The 16,650-nt window shown below is 65.3% G+C and carries 9 protein-coding genes, 2 tRNA genes and 1 pseudogene; 4 read left to right on the top strand and 8 right to left on the bottom strand.

Annotation, left to right across the window (positions count from 1 at the left end; genetic code table 11):
* Position 1 precedes the first annotated feature (1 nt).
* Positions 2-1,657, top strand: a complete 1,656-nt coding sequence (locus C0099_RS10590; protein ID WP_102247384.1) for a methyl-accepting chemotaxis protein — start codon at positions 2-4, stop codon at positions 1,655-1,657.
* Positions 1,658-1,721: 64 nt separating this feature from the next.
* Positions 1,722-5,450, top strand: coding sequence for an EAL domain-containing protein (locus C0099_RS10595; protein WP_102247385.1), 3,729 nt, complete (start codon positions 1,722-1,724; stop codon positions 5,448-5,450).
* Positions 5,451-5,631: 181 nt separating this feature from the next.
* Here C0099_RS10595 and C0099_RS10600 read toward each other — a convergent pair.
* The 7 genes and pseudogenes from C0099_RS10600 to C0099_RS10630 form a co-directional block, all read right to left on the bottom strand.
* Positions 5,632-6,388, bottom strand: a pseudogene (locus C0099_RS10600) (IS5 family transposase).
* Positions 6,389-7,062: 674 nt separating this feature from the next.
* Positions 7,063-7,139: transfer RNA gene (locus tag C0099_RS10605), tRNA-Arg, on the bottom strand.
* Positions 7,140-7,190: 51 nt separating this feature from the next.
* Positions 7,191-7,283: transfer RNA gene (locus C0099_RS10610), tRNA-Ser, on the bottom strand.
* An 81-nt stretch (positions 7,284-7,364) separates the two neighbouring features.
* The gene (serS, locus tag C0099_RS10615; protein WP_102247386.1) at positions 7,365-8,648 is read right to left on the bottom strand and encodes a serine--tRNA ligase; all 1,284 of its coding nucleotides are present in this window, start codon (positions 8,646-8,648) and stop codon (positions 7,365-7,367) included.
* The gene (locus C0099_RS10620; RefSeq protein ID WP_173768954.1) at positions 8,645-9,991 is read right to left on the bottom strand and encodes a replication-associated recombination protein A; all 1,347 of its coding nucleotides are present in this window, start codon (positions 9,989-9,991) and stop codon (positions 8,645-8,647) included. Before C0099_RS10620 ends, serS begins: the two co-directional genes overlap by 4 nt.
* A 7-nt stretch (positions 9,992-9,998) precedes the next feature.
* Positions 9,999-10,628 (bottom strand): outer membrane lipoprotein chaperone LolA, encoded by a 630-nt coding sequence (gene lolA, locus C0099_RS10625; RefSeq protein WP_228151569.1) that lies wholly within the window; start codon positions 10,626-10,628, stop codon positions 9,999-10,001.
* A complete protein-coding gene (locus C0099_RS10630) occupies positions 10,628-12,907 on the bottom strand; it encodes a DNA translocase FtsK (RefSeq protein ID WP_102248475.1) in 2,280 nt (759 codons plus the stop codon). The genes lolA and C0099_RS10630 overlap by 1 nt, the downstream gene beginning before the upstream one ends.
* A 287-nt stretch (positions 12,908-13,194) precedes the next feature.
* On the opposite strand from C0099_RS10630, the gene C0099_RS10635 reads away from it, so the two are divergent.
* Positions 13,195-15,225: a sodium-translocating pyrophosphatase gene (locus C0099_RS10635; protein ID WP_102247388.1), complete on the top strand. Its 2,031-nt coding sequence runs from the start codon at positions 13,195-13,197 to the stop codon at positions 15,223-15,225.
* A 94-nt stretch (positions 15,226-15,319) separates the two neighbouring features.
* Positions 15,320-15,868 carry an inorganic diphosphatase gene (ppa, locus tag C0099_RS10640; RefSeq protein ID WP_102247389.1) on the top strand — a complete coding sequence of 183 codons (549 nt, stop codon included), beginning with the start codon at positions 15,320-15,322 and terminating at the stop codon, positions 15,866-15,868.
* Between the two features lie 45 nt (positions 15,869-15,913).
* Here ppa and C0099_RS10645 read toward each other — a convergent pair whose 3' ends face one another.
* On the bottom strand, positions 15,914-16,579 hold the full coding sequence (locus tag C0099_RS10645) for a Crp/Fnr family transcriptional regulator (protein WP_102247390.1): 666 nt from the start codon (positions 16,577-16,579) through the stop codon (positions 15,914-15,916).
* Positions 16,580-16,650 lie beyond the last annotated feature (71 nt).

A 16,650-nucleotide genomic window follows, 5' to 3' on the forward strand; every position in this document is an offset into this window, starting at 1 on the left:
GATGCGCAACAATCAGCCTGTCACCAACGTCGAGACGCCCGTTCCCGAGGGACGCTTCATCTACAGCCGCACGGATCTGACCGGCACCATCGTCGCGGCCAACGATCTGTTCGTCGAGCTTTCCGGCTTCTCGCGTGAGGAACTGCTCGGCGCGCCACACAACCTCGTGCGTCACCCCGATATGCCCACGGCAGCCTTCGCCGACCTGTGGGGCGCACTGAAGGCGGGCAACCCCTGGGCCGGCTACGTCAAGAACCGGCGCAAGGACGGCGGCTTCTACTGGGTGCATGCGTTCGCCTCGCCGGTGCGCGAGAACGGCAAGATCACCGGCTACGAATCGGTGCGCCGCACCGTGTCGGCCGATCTGAAGCCCAAACTGGAATCGGCCTACCGCAAGGTGCGCGAGGGACGCACGCTGACGGTGGAGCGCGGTCGCGTGGTACGCAAGGGCCTGACCGGTCGGATTGGGGGGCTGAGCCTGCGCATCAAGCTACAGGCCGCACTCGCTGCGGTCGCCATACTCCTGCTGGGCCTGTTCCTTGAGGGCATCGAAGGGATGGGCGGCTTTGCGCAGTTCCTGCACGCGACCGAGGGCTGGGCGTTGCTGGCGACCTTCGTCGCTGCGCTGATGATCCTTGGCTACGTGTCGCTGGGCCTCGTCCCGACGGCGATGCGTGATCTGCGCACGTTGCGCGACACGATGAACCACACCCAGCACGACGGCGATCTGCGCCGTGTGGTGCCGTGCATGCGACGCGACGAGATCGGCGAGATTTCCGATGCCTACAACGCCATGATGGCCAATCTGCAAGCCATCCTGATCAATGTTCAAGGGGCCGCACGGGAGACGCAGACCCAGTCGGGAGCACTGTCGCTGACCATCGACGGCATCTCGCAAAGCACTGGCGCCACCAGCGAAGCAGCAGCTTCCACCGCAGCCGCCGTGGAACAGGTGACGGTCGCCATCAACGAGGTGGCCAACAACGTCAAGGACACCGCCGAGTCCGCGCGCAAGAGCGCGCACGACGCCCACGAAGGCATCCAGACCGCCGAGCGCGCAGCCGCACAGATCCGCGAACTGGCCGCGAACGTTCGGGACACGACCCAGACCATGGAGCAGCTGTCACATTCATCGCAGGAGATCGGCAAGATCGTCGCGGTGATCTCGGAGATCGCCGCACAGACCAATCTACTCGCCCTGAACGCCGCCATCGAGGCTGCGCGCGCCGGCGAATCGGGCCGCGGTTTCGCCGTCGTCGCCGACGAGGTACGCAAGCTCGCCGAGCGCACCAGCCAGTCGACGACCGAGATCACCGGCATCATCGAGGCGCTGGCCGAGGAGACGCGTACAGCCGTCACCGCAGTCGAACGCGGCGAGGAGCAGGTAGAGGTCAGCGTCGAGAGCGTGCTGTCGACGGCCAGGGCGCTGGCCGAGATCAAGACCTCGGCCGAACAGACGCTGCAACTGATCGACGGCATCGAACTGGCCACCCGCGAACAGTCGAGCGCCGCGAACGAGATTGCGCACAACGTCGAACAGATCGCGCAGAGATCCGAGGACAGCGCGGAAGCCGTCATGCACGTTGCGCAATCCTCCGGTACGCTTGCCGACGTAGCGACCGGATTGAATGAGACGCTGGCTCGCGTGAAGGTATAGGTGCTTTGCGCGATCGGTCGCCGTCCGGTGGGATCCTCCGACGGGCGATCCTGGAGCGTGATCGATGCAGCCACCCGAACCGACCGATGATGAAGACGAGCGTCTGGCCGCGCTCCACAACCTGAGCCTGCTCGACACCTCGCCCGAAGAGCGGTTCGATCGCATCACGCGGCTCGCGCGCTCGCATTTCGGTGTCTCGATCTGCCTCGTCTCGCTGATCGATGAGACACGCCAGTGGTTCAAGTCCCGCTGCGGGCTGGATTCGGAGCAGACACCGCGCGAAGTGTCTTTTTGCGGACACGCCATCCACGGTGATGACCTCTTCGAGGTCTCCGACGCGACGGCCGATCCGCGCTTCGCCGACAATCCGCTCGTCACCGGTCCGCCGTACGTCCGCTTCTACGCCGGCGTACCGCTGTCGACGGCCGACGGCTACAAGATCGGCACACTGTGCCTGATCGACAAGAGGCCCCGCCACCTGTACCCACGCGAGCGCGAACATCTGCGCGACTACGCGGCGATGGTCGAGCAGGAGATCAACGATCTGCGCGGCGAGCGTCTGCGCCACGAGCTGGCCGCGAGCCAGCGCCGCTCGCACGCGCTGCTGGGCGCCTTCCCCGACATGGTGTTCGTGATCAGTCGCAGCGGGACCTTCATCGATTGTCTGCATCACGAGGATCTGCTGCGACCACGTGAAGAGGTTCTCGGGCGTCACTTGGGCGAGATCCTGCCGACCGCACTCGCCAACCGGATGTGTTCGCACCTGAACGAAGCCTTTCGTACGGGCGCGGAGACGCGCTTCGAGTACGAACTGCCCTTTCCTGAGGGCGTGCGCGCGTTCGAGGCGCGCCTGTGCCCGCTCGACGACGAGGAAGTGCTGGTCATCGCGCGTAACGCCACGCTCGAGCGCGAGCGCGCCGCCGAACACCAGCGTCTGGCCGAAGTCGCGCGTCAGACCACCAACGGGGTCATGATCACCGACGCGCAAGGGCGGGTGGAGTGGCTTAACGAATCCTTCACCCGCATCACCGGCTACACGCTGGACGAGATGCGCGGCAAGGTTCCCGGACAGATCCTTCAAGGCCCCGACACCGATCCTGCCGTGGTCGTGCAAATGCGCGAAGCTTTGCGCGAACAGCGCGCCTTCGACGTCGAACTGATCAACTACACGCACGAGGCCCGGCCCTACTGGATCCGCATCTCGTGCAGCCCGCTACGCGATGCGGCGGGGACCCTTCAGGGTTACATCGCCATCGAGACCGACATCACGCACGAGAAGGAGGCCGAGGAGCGACTGGGACGCTCCGGGCAGCTGCTGAGCGCAGTGGCCGATGCCAACCGGATCGGCATCTGGCAGTGGAATGTCACCACCGATGCGTTCGAGGTCAACGACACGTGGATCGAACTGGTCGGCTACACCTGCGCGGAACTGGGCGAGATCACCTTTCAGACCTGGGAGCGACTCACGCACCCGGATGATCTCGCGCATTGCCAGCAGTGTCTGCATCGCCACTTTTCCGGCGAGTTGGACTACTACGACGAAGACATCCGGATGCGCCACAAGGCGGGGCACTGGGTGTGGATCAACACCCGCGGCAACCTCGTCTCGCGCCTCGAGAACGGCGCACCGGGGCTGATGCTCGGCACGCACATCGACATCACCGAGCGGCGCGAACTTGAACAGCGCCTGGCCGCCGAGCAGCGACTGCTCTCCCAGATTCTCAAGACCAACGTGTCGGCCATCACCGTGCTCGACGAGCACGGCACCATCGTCTTCGCCAACGATGCCGCCTCGCGCATTCTCTCGCCCGACCGCAGCCCGGTGGTGGGCCGCAGCTATGCGTGTGATCGGTGTCGCATCACGGACCTGGAAGGTCGCGTGCTGTCGCCCGAGGATCTGCCGCATGCGCAGTTGTTGCGCGCGGACAAAGCGATCCGTGACTTCCGTCACGTCATGGAATTCCCCGACGGCGAGCGCGTCATCCTGTCGGTCAATGGCACGCGGCTCGAATCCGGCGATGAGGAGGGCTTGCGCTTCGTACTCTCGATCTCCGACATCACCACGGAGGTTTCGACCAAGCGCGCGCTCAGCGACCGGTCCAAGCAGATGCGCGCGGTCGTCGACAACATCCTCGACGCCATCGTCACGATCGACGCCTACGGCCACATCGAGTCCTTCAACCCTGCGGCCGAGCGCATCTTTGCGTACTCCGCATCCGAGGTGCTGGGCAAGAATGTCTCCATGCTCATGCCCGAGCCGCATCGCTCACACCACGACGAGTACATCGCCAACTACCTCAAGACCCATCAGGCGAAGGTCATCGGAGCGAGTCGGGAACTGGAAGGGCGGCGCAGCAACGGCAACATCTTCCCGATGGAACTGCGCATCTCGGAGTACATGCGCGACGGCATGATCTATTTCGTCGGCATGATGCGCGATATCACCAAGCGACGGGCGGCCGAGGCGCAGATCAACCAGCTTGCCTTCTACGATGCGCTCACCGGGCTGCCCAACCGCCGCCTGCTGATTGATCGCCTCGGGCAGGTGATCGCCGCGATCCGACGCCGGCACGCGCACGCTGCGTTGTTGTTCATCGATCTCGACAACTTCAAGATGCTCAACGACAGCGCCGGCCACGACAAGGGCGACGAGTTGCTCAAGCAGATCGCCCAGCGTCTGAGCGAGTGCGTGCGAGGCGGCGACACCGTGGCGCGCATCGGCGGGGACGAGTTCGTCGTGCTGGTGCACGACCTGAGCCTCGAGCCGGCCGATGCAATCCACCAGGCCGAGTTCGTCGCGGAGAAGGTGCAACGCGCGCTGACCCGGCCCTTCCTGCTTGAAGGCGTCGAGCACTACAGCAGCGGCAGCATCGGCGTGACGCTCATCGACGAGACCGCGGACTCGCTCGAACTGATCCTCAAACAGGCCGATCTGGCGATGTACGAAGCCAAGACCAGTGGCGACAACACCATCCGCTTCTTCGATCCGCAGATGCAGATCGCGGTCGAAGAGCGCGCCAAGCTCGAGAGCGATTTGCGCCGGGCGATGCGCAACCGCGAGCTGCTGCCCTACTTCCAGTTGCAGGTCGACGCACGAGGCGAACCCGTCGGCGCCGAAATCCTGCTGCGCTGGGAACACCCCGATCGCGGCCTGATCTCGCCGGCGACCTTTATCCCGCTGGCCGAGAAGACTGGCCTGATCGTTCCCATCGGCCTCGAGGTCTTCGAGGCCGCGTGTTCGTGTCTGGCGCGCTGGCGCAAGCATGCGCGCACCGCCCAGCTGACGCTGTCGGTCAACGTCAGTGTTGTGCAGTTTCGCAACGACGCGCTCATCGAACGCCTGGCACAGATTCTTGAGCAAAGCGGTGTGGAGCCTTCACGGCTCAAACTGGAGATCACCGAGAGCGTGCTGGCCGACGACCTCGCCGACGTCGCCGACAAGCTGCGCCAACTCAAGGCACTGGGCCTGAAGCTCTCGCTGGACGACTTCGGGACCGGCTACTCGTCACTGTCCTACCTCAAAAACCTGCCGCTTGACCAGATCAAGATCGACCAGAGCTTCGTGCGCGACCTCCTCGACAATCCGAACGATGTGGCCATCGCCCACTCGGTCATCTCGCTGGCGAGCGCGATCGGGTTGGACGTGATTGCCGAAGGGGTCGAGACCGAATCGCAACGCGAGATGCTCGAACGCATCGGCTGCGAATATTTCCAGGGATATCTGTTCGGGTGGCCAGTGCCTCTGGCTGAGTTCGAGAACGCGTTGCGCAAACGCGAGAAACAGATCGATTGAACCCGCGTGCCTGGCTCCACCAAGCAAGTGGCCGCATCTATCGACTTGGCTCGGTTATCACAAGAATGGATGTTAACGGGCCTCAAGACCGAGTGGCGCAAGTTGCCGACGGTGACAGCCCGTACGATGAATCAGACCATCAGCGGGTTGTCCGCCCGACAGTCCAGGCGCTAGGTTCTGTTCACATATAGCGATATGAAATCACCGCACACACAACGCGCACGAATGCCAGATAGCTGCGGGCGAGTTTGTCGTAACGCGTGGCGATCCGTCGAAAATGCTTGATGCGATTGAAGAAGCGCTCGATCAGGTTGCGTTCGCGGTAGGCGCTGCGGTCGTACTGCCTGGGTTCGATGCGGTTGGAGCGCGGCGGAATGACCGCTTGCGCACCGGACGCTTCGACGCTCGTTACCAACGCGTTGGCATCGTAGCCTTTGTCGGCCACAAGGCTGGCGCAGGGCAACTCGGCAATGAGCTCGTTCGCACACTCGATGTCGGCAACCTGTCCGGCGGTCAGAATCATGCGCAGCGGTTTGCCCAAAGCATCGACCGCGAAATGCAGTTTGGTCGTCAGCCCCCACGCGAGCGACCCAGCGCCTGCGGCCCTACTTTTTTTGGGCGCCACAGGCGTGCTGGTGGGCACGCACGATGGTCGAGTCGATGAACACCCGCGCCAGATCGCGCTCACCGGCCAACGCAAAGGCGATTCGGTCCCAGACGCCAGCATCGCGCCAACGCGCAAAGCGTACGTACGTCGAGTGCCAGTTACCAAACTCGGGCGGAAGGTCGCGCCAAGGGCTGCCCGTGCGCGCCAACCACAGCACAGCCTCGACGAACAACCGATTGTCCTTGGCCGTACGCCCACGATCGCTTGGCTTGCCGGGCAACAGATCTTCGATCGACGCCCACTGTTCATCCGACAGCACCATCCGAGCCATCCTGATCTCCGCTCAAAGATCAGAATGTGAACATAAAACTTCAAATGTGAACAGAGCCTAGGCTACCCGATGACTCATCTCGTCAAAGAAACCCCATGATCGAATGCGCACTGATCGGCGCCCTAACTGGCCTAGCCGTCTTCGGGGTCTGCTCTTACATCTCGGCCCGACGCGAAGAATCGCGACATGCTGCTGCAGCGATACGGGCATGGGAAGGTGATGCGAAGGGCCGGGAGGAACAGCCGACATGCCTGTTCGATCCGGAGGACCCTATCAACGGCACGCGCATACGCGTTGCTCGACGTCCGAAAGACCGATAGGCCTAGGCGGGCGGCACCCTTCGGCACCGAGGTACGCAGCGAATCGACGTTTAGCGAGCGGACGTGGTTAGCGCCCAGACCACCACTTTTGCGCGACCAGAAGTTACCGACACGGTCAGGCGCTCCCCTGGGCGTGAGCCTGCTCGAAAAAACGGCGATGGGTATCGACAAGAAACTGTCGAGCCGGGTCACGCTACCTGATAAGCCGGCTCCAAGGCGAAAGCCCGAAGCATCGCGGTTTCGTAGGCGCAGGCAGACGGTGCTGTGACCCCTTCCTTTTGCTAGCCCGGTGCTAGCCCGGACCCTAGAAACACAAACGCCACCCTTTTGAGGTGGCGTAAGTGCTTGAATATATGGCGCGCTCGGCAGGATTCGAACCCACGACCCCCTGGTTCGTAGCCAGGTACTCTATCCAACTGAGCTACGAGCGCGTCGAAAAGAAGCGGAATTCTAGCATCCCGTGACTTTTCGTCAAGAAACTTTGGCGGAGAGGGTGGGATTCGAACCCACGTGCCAGGTTTCCCTGACCATCCGATTTCGAGTCGGCGCCGTTATGACCACTTCGGTACCTCTCCGGCTCTCGACGGCGCGTGTCCGTCGAAGAGGCCGAATTGTACGCACAGCACCGCTGCGCGGCAACCCCTGCGGGCGGCTTTTCAGGCGCCCGGTGCGAGCTTCTCGATACCGCCCATCCACGGCCTCAGCGCCTCCGGCACGACGATGCTGCCGTCGGCCTGCTGGTAGTTCTCCAGCACCGCGACCAGCGTGCGGCCGACGGCCAGGCCCGAGCCGTTGAGCGTGTGCACGAATACGTTCCGGCCGTCCGCGCCGCGCACGCGCGCCTGCATGCGGCGCGCCTGGAAATCCCCGCAGTTTGAACACGAGGAAATCTCGCGGTAGGCGTTCTGCGCCGGCAGCCACACTTCGAGGTCGTAGGTGCGGCGCGCGCCGAAACCCATGTCGCCGGCGCACAGCAGCATCTTGCGATACGGCAGTCCAAGCGTCCGCAGGATGGCTTCGGCGTGCGAGGTGAGTTCTTCGAGCGCGGCGTCGGAGTTGTCGGGATGCTCGATGCGCACCAGCTCGACCTTGTCGAACTGATGCTGACGAATCATGCCGCGCGTGTCGCGACCGTAGCTGCCGGCCTCGGAGCGGAAGCACGGCGTGTGGCCGGTGAGCTTGATCGGCAGGGCGTCGGCGGCGAGGATTTCGCCGCGCACGAGGTTGGTCAGCGGCACTTCCGAGGTCGGAATCAGGAAATTGCGCTCACCCTCACCGCGCGGCACGGCGAACAGGTCTTCCTCGAACTTGGGCAACTGGCCGGTGCCGAACATCGAGGCCTCGTTGACCATGTACGGCACATAGGCCTCGGTGTAGCCGTGCTCCAGCGTGTGGGTGTCGAGCATGAACTGCGCGAGTGCGCGGTGCAGGCGTGCAACCGGCCCGCGCATGACCGCGAAGCGCGAGCCGGTGATCTTGGTGGCGGCCTCGAAATCCAGCCCGAGGCCGGCGCCGACGTCGACGTGGTCGAGCGCCTCGAAATCGAACTCACGCGGCTCGCCGAAGCGCGAGACCTCGACGTTGCCGGTTTCGTCCGTTCCATCCGGCACGCCGGCGTCCGGCATGTTCGGCAGGCTGGCGGTGATCGCCTCGATCCGCGGCAGCAAGTCCGCGAGCTTGTGCTCGGATGCCTTGAGTTCGTCGCCCAGTCCGGCCACCTCGGCCATCACGCCGGAAGCGTCCTCGCCCTTGCCCTTGAGCATGCCGATCTGCTTGGACAGTGCGTTGCGCCTGGCCTGCAGATCCTGCGTACGCGTCTGCAGCGTCTTGCGCTCGGCCTCCAGCGCCTGGAATTCGGCCGGGTCGAAGGCGAAGCCGCGGCGGCGCATGGCGGCCACGACGCTGTCCATGTCGTTGCGGAGGAGCTGGATGTCGATCATCTGGAATCCGGAGTTTCGGGTTTGTCGGGGGCGTCGTTGCGCGCGGCGGCATCGAGGCGGCGCAGGTGCTCGAGCTTGGCGGCGATCTGCGCCTCCATGCCCCGCTCCACCGGACGATACCAGCGCGGCGGCGCCATGCCGTCGGGGAGGTACTGCTCGCCAGCGGCATAGCCTTCGGGCTCGTCGTGGGCATAGCGGTAGGCGTGACCGTAGCCGAGTTCCTTCATCAGCCGGGTCGGCGCGTTGCGCAGATGCAGCGGCACGGGGCGCGAGCCGTCGTCGGCAACGAATTTGCGCGCAGCATTATAAGCCTTGTAGAGCGCGTTCGATTTGGCCGCGCAGGCGAGGAACACCACTGCCTGCGCCAACGCCAGCTCGCCCTCGGGGCTGCCCAGGCGCTCGAACGCAGCGCAGGCGTCGAGCGAGATGTCGAGCGCGCGCGGGTCGGCCAGGCCGATGTCCTCGCTCGCCATGCGCACCAGGCGCCGGCCCAGATACAGCGGCTCGGCGCCACCGTCGAGCATGCGGCAGAACCAGTACAGCGCGGCATCGGGGTCGGAGCCGCGCACCGCCTTGTGCAGGGCCGAGATCTGGTCGTAAAAGGCTTCGCCGCCCTTGTCGAAACGGCGCAGCTTGCTCGCCAGCGCCTCGTCGACGAACTCCGGTGCGACGCTCGTCACCCCGGTGGTCCGGGCCGCGACCGTGACCTGTTCGACGAGGTTGAGCAGGCGCCGCGCATCGCCATCGGCGAAACCGACGAGTCGGTCACGCGCATCCTGCTCGAACGCGAGATCCGGGCAGGCGGCCGCGCAGGCGCGTTCGAACAATGCGTGCATGGCTTCCGCATCGAGCGGTTCGAGCACATACACGGCCGCGCGCGAGAGCAGCGCCGAATTGACCTCGAAGGACGGGTTCTCGGTGGTCGCGCCGATGAAGGTCACCAGCCCCTGCTCCACGAAGGGCAAAAAGGCGTCCTGCTGCGCCTTGTTGAAGCGGTGCACCTCGTCGACGAAGAGGATGGTGTGACGCCCACGCGCCTTCGCCGCCTGCGCGCTCGCGACCGCCTCGCGGATGTCCTTGACGCCGGAGAACACCGCCGAGAGCGCGACGAACTCGGCCTCGAAAGCCTGCGCCATGAGGCGCGCCAGGGTGGTCTTGCCCACGCCGGGCGGCCCCCACAGAATCATCGAATGCAGCTTGCCCGAATCGAAGGCCAGGCGCAGCGGCTTGCCCGGGCCGAGCAGGTGGCGCTGGCCGGCGACCTCGTCGAGACCTGTTGGTCGCAGGCGTTCGGCCAGCGGGATGTCGCCGGATTCAGCCGAGCCGAACAAATCTGCCGTCACACCATCCTCAGTGACTCAGCACATCCGCGCCATCAGGCGGCACGAAGCGGAAAAGATCGGGATCGGGATCCACGCCAGTGGCCAGATCGGGGAAATCGATGACCGTGGTCTGGCCGAAGTGGTCGCGCATTTCCATGCGTTGCAGCATGCCGTCCGCGAGCCCGATACGCACGATCTCGAACGGACTCTCGCGTTCACGCGGCTCGGCCGTGACCCAGGCCAGGCCGTCGCGCTCGCCGCCGTCGATGAGGGTGAAATTGCGCTCCAGCGCACCGTCGCCAGCGAGAATCGCGGCCGGCGTGGAGCCCAGCGCATCGCCGATGGGCTGCACCGTGACCTGGTTCAGGTCCGGGTCCCACGACCACAGCTTGTCGCCGTCGCTGACCAGCAGTTGCGGATAGGGCTTCACGTACTCCCAGCGGAAGCGCCCGGGGCGGTCGAACACGAAGCGGCCGCTGGAGACCTGCGGACGACGGCCTGATTGCGACATCACGGTCTGCTCGAAATGGCCGGCGGCGCTGCCGGCACGCGCGACGAAGCGCTCGAGCTGGACGATGCCGGCGTCGGCAGCCTGCGCCGCGCCCGCGCAAACGAGAGCGAGCGCAGCGAACACGCTACGCCATGGGGACAGTTGCATCATTCCTCCTCGCGCGCAGGTGCGAGCACCTCGCGGTTGCCGTTGGCGCCCATCGAGGACACCAGCCCGGCGCGTTCCATCTGTTCGATCAGCCGTGCGGCACGGTTGTAGCCGATGCGCAGGTGACGCTGCACCAACGAGATCGACGGGCGCCGCGTCTTGAGCACGACGGCGACTGCCTGGTCGTACATCGGGTCGGCCTCGGCGTCGTTGTCGTCGCCACCACCGAGCGCATCGGAGGCCTCCTCGGGCGACGCAAGCACGTCCTCGACGTAGTCCGGCGGCCCCATCTTCTTGAGGTGATCAACGATCTTGTGCACCTCGCCGTCAGCGACGAAGGCGCCGTGTACGCGCACCGGAAAACCCGTACCCGGCGGCAGGTAGAGCATGTCGCCCATGCCCAGCAGGGTCTCGGCACCCATCTGGTCGAGGATGGTGCGCGAGTCGATCTTCGACGACACCTGGAAGGCGATGCGCGTGGGCACGTTGGCCTTGATGAGACCCGTGATGACATCCACCGACGGCCGCTGCGTGGCCAGGATCAGGTGGATGCCCGCGGCGCGCGCCTTCTGCGCGAGTCGCGCGATCAGTTCCTCGACCTTCTTGCCGACCACCATCATCAGGTCGGCCAGTTCGTCGATGACCACCACGATGTGCGGCAGCGTCTCCAGCGGCTCGGGGCTCTCGGGCGTGATCGAGAACGGGTTGGTGAGCGGCTTCTCGGCCTTGCGCGCCTCGGTGACCGCGCGATTGAAGCCGGCCAGGTTGCGCACGCCCATGGCGGCCATGAGCTTGTAGCGCTTGTCCATCTCGCCCACGCACCAGTTGAGCGCGTTGGCCGCGTGACGCATGTCGGTGACCACCGGCGCGAGCAGATGCGGAATGCCTTCGTAGATCGACAACTCCAGCATCTTGGGGTCGACCATGATCATGCGCACTTTCTCGGGACTGGCCTTGTAGACCAGCGACAGGATCATTGCGTTGATGCCCACCGACTTGCCCGAACCGGTCGTGCCGGCCACCAGAAGGTGCGGCATCTTAGCCAGGTCGGCGACCACCGGCTGGCCGTTGATGTCCTTGCCCAGCGCCACCGTCAGCGGCGAGTGCATCTGGTGATAGGCCTGCGAGCCGAGAATCTCGGACAGGCGCACCACCTGACGCTTGGCATTGGGCAGTTCCAGCGCCATGCACGACTTGCCCGGCACGGTCTCGACCACGCGCAGTGACACCAGCGACAGCGCGCGCGCCAGATCCTTGGACAGGTTCACGATCTGCGCGCCCTTGACCCCGACTGCCGGCTCGATCTCGTAGCGCGTCACCACCGGCCCCGGATAGGCGGCGACCACGCGCACCTCGACACCGAATTCGCCCAGCTTGGTCTCAATCAGGCGCGAGGTGAATTCCAGCGTGTCCGCCGACGGTGGCTCGATGTCGGTAGCCGGCTGGTCGAGCAGGCCCAGCGGCGGCAGACCGTCGGCGCCCATGTCCTCGAACAGGATCTTCTGGCGTTCCTTCTCGACGCGCTCGGAACGGGGCACCTCGACGACCGGTTCGATACGCAGCGGCGCGGCGGTGGGCTCGGTCTTGCGCTTGCGCGTCTGCACGACGGCTTCGCGCTTTTGCGCGAGCTGACGACCGGCGCGCCGATCCTGCCACTGATACCAGGTGTCGACCAGGCTCGTCCAGGCGCGCTCGATCGCCGCGCCGACGCGCTCGGTCACGCTCAGCCAGGAGATGCCGGAGAACAGGCTGATGCCACTGGCGAGCAAGGCGAGCAGCATCAGCGTGCCGCCGGTGAAGCCGAAGTAACGCTGCATGATGGCGCCCAGCTCGACGCCGACGATGCCGCCCGGCGCGTGCGGCGGGGTCGCACCGTGGGTGTGGAAGCGCAGCGACTCGATCGCGCTGCTGGCGAGCAGCACCACCAGGAAGCCGGCCACCACGATGAAGAAGGAACGACGGTCGGCCGTGAGTTCGCGGCGCAGGCGACGAAAGCCCCACACCACGCCATAGCCGAGGAAGATCACCCACCACCAGGCCGACAGCCCGAACAGCGAGTACAGCAGGTCCGCCAGCCAGGCACCGACGCGCCCGCCCGGATTGGACACGCGCGCGACCTCGGCCGCATGCGACCAGCCCGGATCGGTTTGGTTGTAGCCGAGCAGGATCAGGCCGACATACAGGGAGAGCACGCCGAGAATCAGCCAGCGGGCCTCCTGGAGCAGCAGCGAGATGCGCTCCGGAAGAGGCTGGGAGCGGGATTTCGAGCGCGAAGGCAGTTTCAAGAAAGGCTCGCCGGGATGAGTTCCACAGCCAGCGATTATATGCGATCGTCCCGCCGCCCTGTTGCAACAGGCTGCAACCTCGAACCCGCGCGAACACACTCGCGGCTTGCGCATTCTCTCGACGCGCGCATGACGCGGCCATCACGTGTACACGGGGCTGCGATCAGGGCGTATTCTTGGCTGCGCGTCCATGGCCGCGTTGCGCGGCGCGGACCGCAATGACATTCGGTGTGAAACGGGGAGTCTGGCTGACGAAACGCAAACGATAGGGGGAGGAAACCATGGTAGGTGCTTTGCTATTTGCATTGCTGTGCGCGCTGGCTGCACTCGCGTATGGCGGGTATTCGGTCAAGTGGATCCTGGCCAAACCGGACGGAAACGAGCGCATGCGCGAGATCGCACGCGCCATCCAGGAAGGCGCGACCGCCTACCTCAACCGCCAGTACCTCACCATCGGCATCGTCGGCGCCGTGCTGTTCGTGCTCGTCGCCATCTTCATCGGCTTCGGCAGCGCCATCGGTTTCGCCATCGGCGCAGTCTTCTCTGCACTGGCCGGCTACATCGGCATGAACATCTCGGTGCGCGCCAACGTGCGCACCGCCGAGGCCGCCAAGGGCGGGCTGGACGCGGCCATGCAGGTGGCCTTCCGCGGCGGCGCGATCACCGGCCTGCTGGTGGTCGGCCTGGGGCTGCTCGGTGTCGCCGGCTATTACGCCATCCTGCTGATGGTCGGCGTCGACGACCCCATCCACCCGCTCGTCGGACTGGCCTTCGGCGGCTCGCTGATCTCCATCTTCGCTCGTCTGGGCGGTGGCATCTTCACCAAGGGCGCGGACGTCGGCGCAGACCTGGTGGGCAAGGTCGAAGCCGGAATCCCCGAGGACGACCCGCGCAACCCGGCGGTGATCGCCGACAACGTCGGTGACAACGTCGGCGACTGCGCCGGCATGGCCGCCGACCTGTTCGAGACTTACGCCGTCACCGTGATCGCCACCATGCTGCTCGGCGGCCTGTTGCTGCGCGACGCGGGCACCGCGGCGGCGATCTATCCGCTGGTCCTCGGCGGCGTGTCCATCCTCGCCTCCATCGCGGGCTGCTATTTCGTGCGCGCACGGGAAGGCGGCAAGATCATGAACGCGCTCTACCGCGGCCTGATCGTCGCCGGCGTACTCGCGGCCATCGCCTTCTATCCGGTGACGATATGGATGCTTGGCGACAACGTCACGCTCAATGACGGCGAGACCATCAGCTCGGCCAACCTGTACTTCAGCGCACTCATCGGCCTGGCGCTGACCGCGGCGATGGTGTGGATCACCGAGTACTACACCGCCACCGAGTTCGGCCCGGTACGCCACATCGCCGAAGCTTCGACCACCGGTCACGGCACCAACGTGATCGCCGGCCTGGGGGTGTCGATGAAGGCCACCGCCGCGCCGGTGCTCGCCGTGTGCGCGTCGATCTGGGGGGCGTATGAACTGGGCGGGCTGTACGGCATCGCGATTGCCGCGACGTCGATGCTGTCGATGACCGGCATCATCGTCGCGCTCGACGCCTACGGCCCGATCACCGACAACGCCGGAGGCATCGCCGAGATGGCCGGTCTGGACGAATCGATCCGCAACATCACCGACCCGCTCGACGCGGTGGGCAACACCACCAAGGCGGTGACCAAGGGCTATGCCATCGGCTCGGCGGGTCTGGCCGCGCTGGTGCTGTTCGCCGACTACACGCACGGGCTCGAGGCGGCCGGCAAGTCGATGACCTTCGACCTGTCCAACCACATGGTGATCATCGGCCTGTTCATCGGCGGCATGATTCCCTATCTGTTCGGCGCGATGGCGATGGAAGCGGTGGGACGCGCGGCCGGCGGCATCGTCGTCGAGGTGCGGCGCCAGTTCCGCGAGATGCCGGGGATCATGGACGGCTCGCAGAAGCCCGACTATTCGCGCGCGGTGGACATGCTCACCAAATCGGCGATCAAGGAGATGATCGTGCCCTCGCTGCTGCCGGTGCTGGTGCCGGTGGCCGTCGGCCTGATCCTCGGGCCGCAGGCACTCGGCGGCGTGCTGCTCGGGACCATCATCACCGGCATCTTCGTGGCGATCTCGATGACCGCCGGCGGCGGCGCCTGGGATAACGCCAAGAAGTACATCGAGGACGGCAACCACGGCGGCAAGGGCTCGGAAGCGCACAAGGCGGCCGTCACCGGCGACACCGTCGGTGACCCCTACAAGGACACCGCCGGCCCGGCCATCAACCCCTTGATCAAGATCATCAACATCGTTGCGCTGCTGATCGTGCCACTGCTGTGATCGCACCGGGGCGCGGCAACACCCGCGCCTCGCACGCAGACCCGAGGCCGGCTATAATGCCGGCCTTTCTTTTGCGCACCCGAAAGGCTTCTCAATGAATCTCGATCGCGTCACCTCCGGCAACGATATCCCCAACGAAATCAACGTCATCATCGAGATTCCGTCGCACGCCGACCCGGTCAAGTACGAGGTCGACAAGGAGACCGGCGCGATGTTCGTGGACCGCTTCATGAGCACCGCCATGCACTATCCGTGCAACTACGGCTACGTGCCGCACACGCTGTCCAACGATGGCGATCCGGTCGACGTGCTGGTGGTCACTCCGGTGCCGCTGATCTCCGGCTCGGTGATTCGCTGCCGTCCGGTCGGCGTGCTCAAGATGACCGACGAATCGGGCGACGACGCCAAGGTACTGGCGGTGCCCATCGACAAGCTGTGCAACGCCTACCGCAACGTGCGCGACGTGCAGGATGTCTCGCTCGACCTGCGCAACCAGATCGCGCACTTCTTCGAGCACTACAAGGATCTCGAGGAAGGCAAGTGGGTGCGCGTCGAAGGCTGGGGTAGTGCCGACGACGCCAAGGCGGAGATTCTCGCCAGCGAGAAGATGTACGCCGAATCGCCCGTCAAGCCGCAGTTCTGAGCGCCGCGGCAACGCCAGTGAACCGGGGCATGGCCCCCGGCGGCGTCAGCCCGCCTCCACGGCTCGCAGCACGATCCCCTTGCGGGTTTCCTCGACCGTACCGTCACGCACCAGGTCACGCATCACGCGACTGACCATCTCGCGCGAGGCGCCGACCATCTTGGCGATGTCCTGCTTGGTGATGCGCGTGGCGACGATGCGCGCATCACCATCGGGTTCGGACATCTCGTGCAGCAGTTCGAGCACGCGCGCGTGCACATCGCGCAGCGACAGGCTCTCGATCTTTCGATCGGCTTCGCGCAGGCGGTCGGCGAGCATGCACATCATGCGCCAGGCCAGTTCGAAGTTCTCCTGCATCAAGCGACGCAGATCGGCCGACGCGATGCGCACCAGGTCGGAGGCCTCTGCGGCGACCACCGAAGCCGAACGCGGCTGATCGCCAAACATCGCCATCTCGCCGAACACGGCACCGCGACCGAGCAGGCTCAGGATCGCGTCGCGCCCGCCTTCCTCGCCGCTGACCACGACCTTGACCGAGCCGGTGAGTACGAAATAGACGTAATCGCAGGCCTCGCCTGCGGCGACGACGCGCTGACCGCGCGGGTGACGATGCATGCTGGCGACCGCCGCGACACGGCCGAGCGTGTCCTCGGGAAGCCCCTGGAACAACGCAAAGGTGCGCAGCGCGACCGTCGATACCGAAGACTGCATGGATCTCCCTCCCCCACCTCGATCCGGCGAAGCGATGACTTCAGCATTTCCGGATTTCTTAATGTTGTTCT

This window comes from Pseudazoarcus pumilus, from assembly GCF_002872475.1.
GTDB classification, from domain to species: domain Bacteria; phylum Pseudomonadota; class Gammaproteobacteria; order Burkholderiales; family Rhodocyclaceae; genus Pseudazoarcus; species Pseudazoarcus pumilus.

What these genes read in the sequence shown, in the direction of transcription:
- C0099_RS10590 (WP_102247384.1), top strand. Translation starts at nt 2, where the DNA reads ATGCGCAACAATCAGCCTGTCACCAACGTCGAGACGCCCGTTCCCGAG.
- C0099_RS10595 (WP_102247385.1), top strand. Translation starts at nt 1,722, where the DNA reads ATGCAGCCACCCGAACCGACCGATGATGAAGACGAGCGTCTGGCCGCG.
- serS (WP_102247386.1), bottom strand. Translation starts at nt 8,648, where the DNA reads ATGATCGACATCCAGCTCCTCCGCAACGACATGGACAGCGTCGTGGCC.
- lolA (WP_228151569.1), bottom strand. Translation starts at nt 10,628, where the DNA reads ATGCAACTGTCCCCATGGCGTAGCGTGTTCGCTGCGCTCGCTCTCGTT.
- C0099_RS10635 (WP_102247388.1), top strand. Translation starts at nt 13,195, where the DNA reads ATGGTAGGTGCTTTGCTATTTGCATTGCTGTGCGCGCTGGCTGCACTC.
- ppa (WP_102247389.1), top strand. Translation starts at nt 15,320, where the DNA reads ATGAATCTCGATCGCGTCACCTCCGGCAACGATATCCCCAACGAAATC.
- C0099_RS10645 (WP_102247390.1), bottom strand. Translation starts at nt 16,579, where the DNA reads ATGCAGTCTTCGGTATCGACGGTCGCGCTGCGCACCTTTGCGTTGTTC.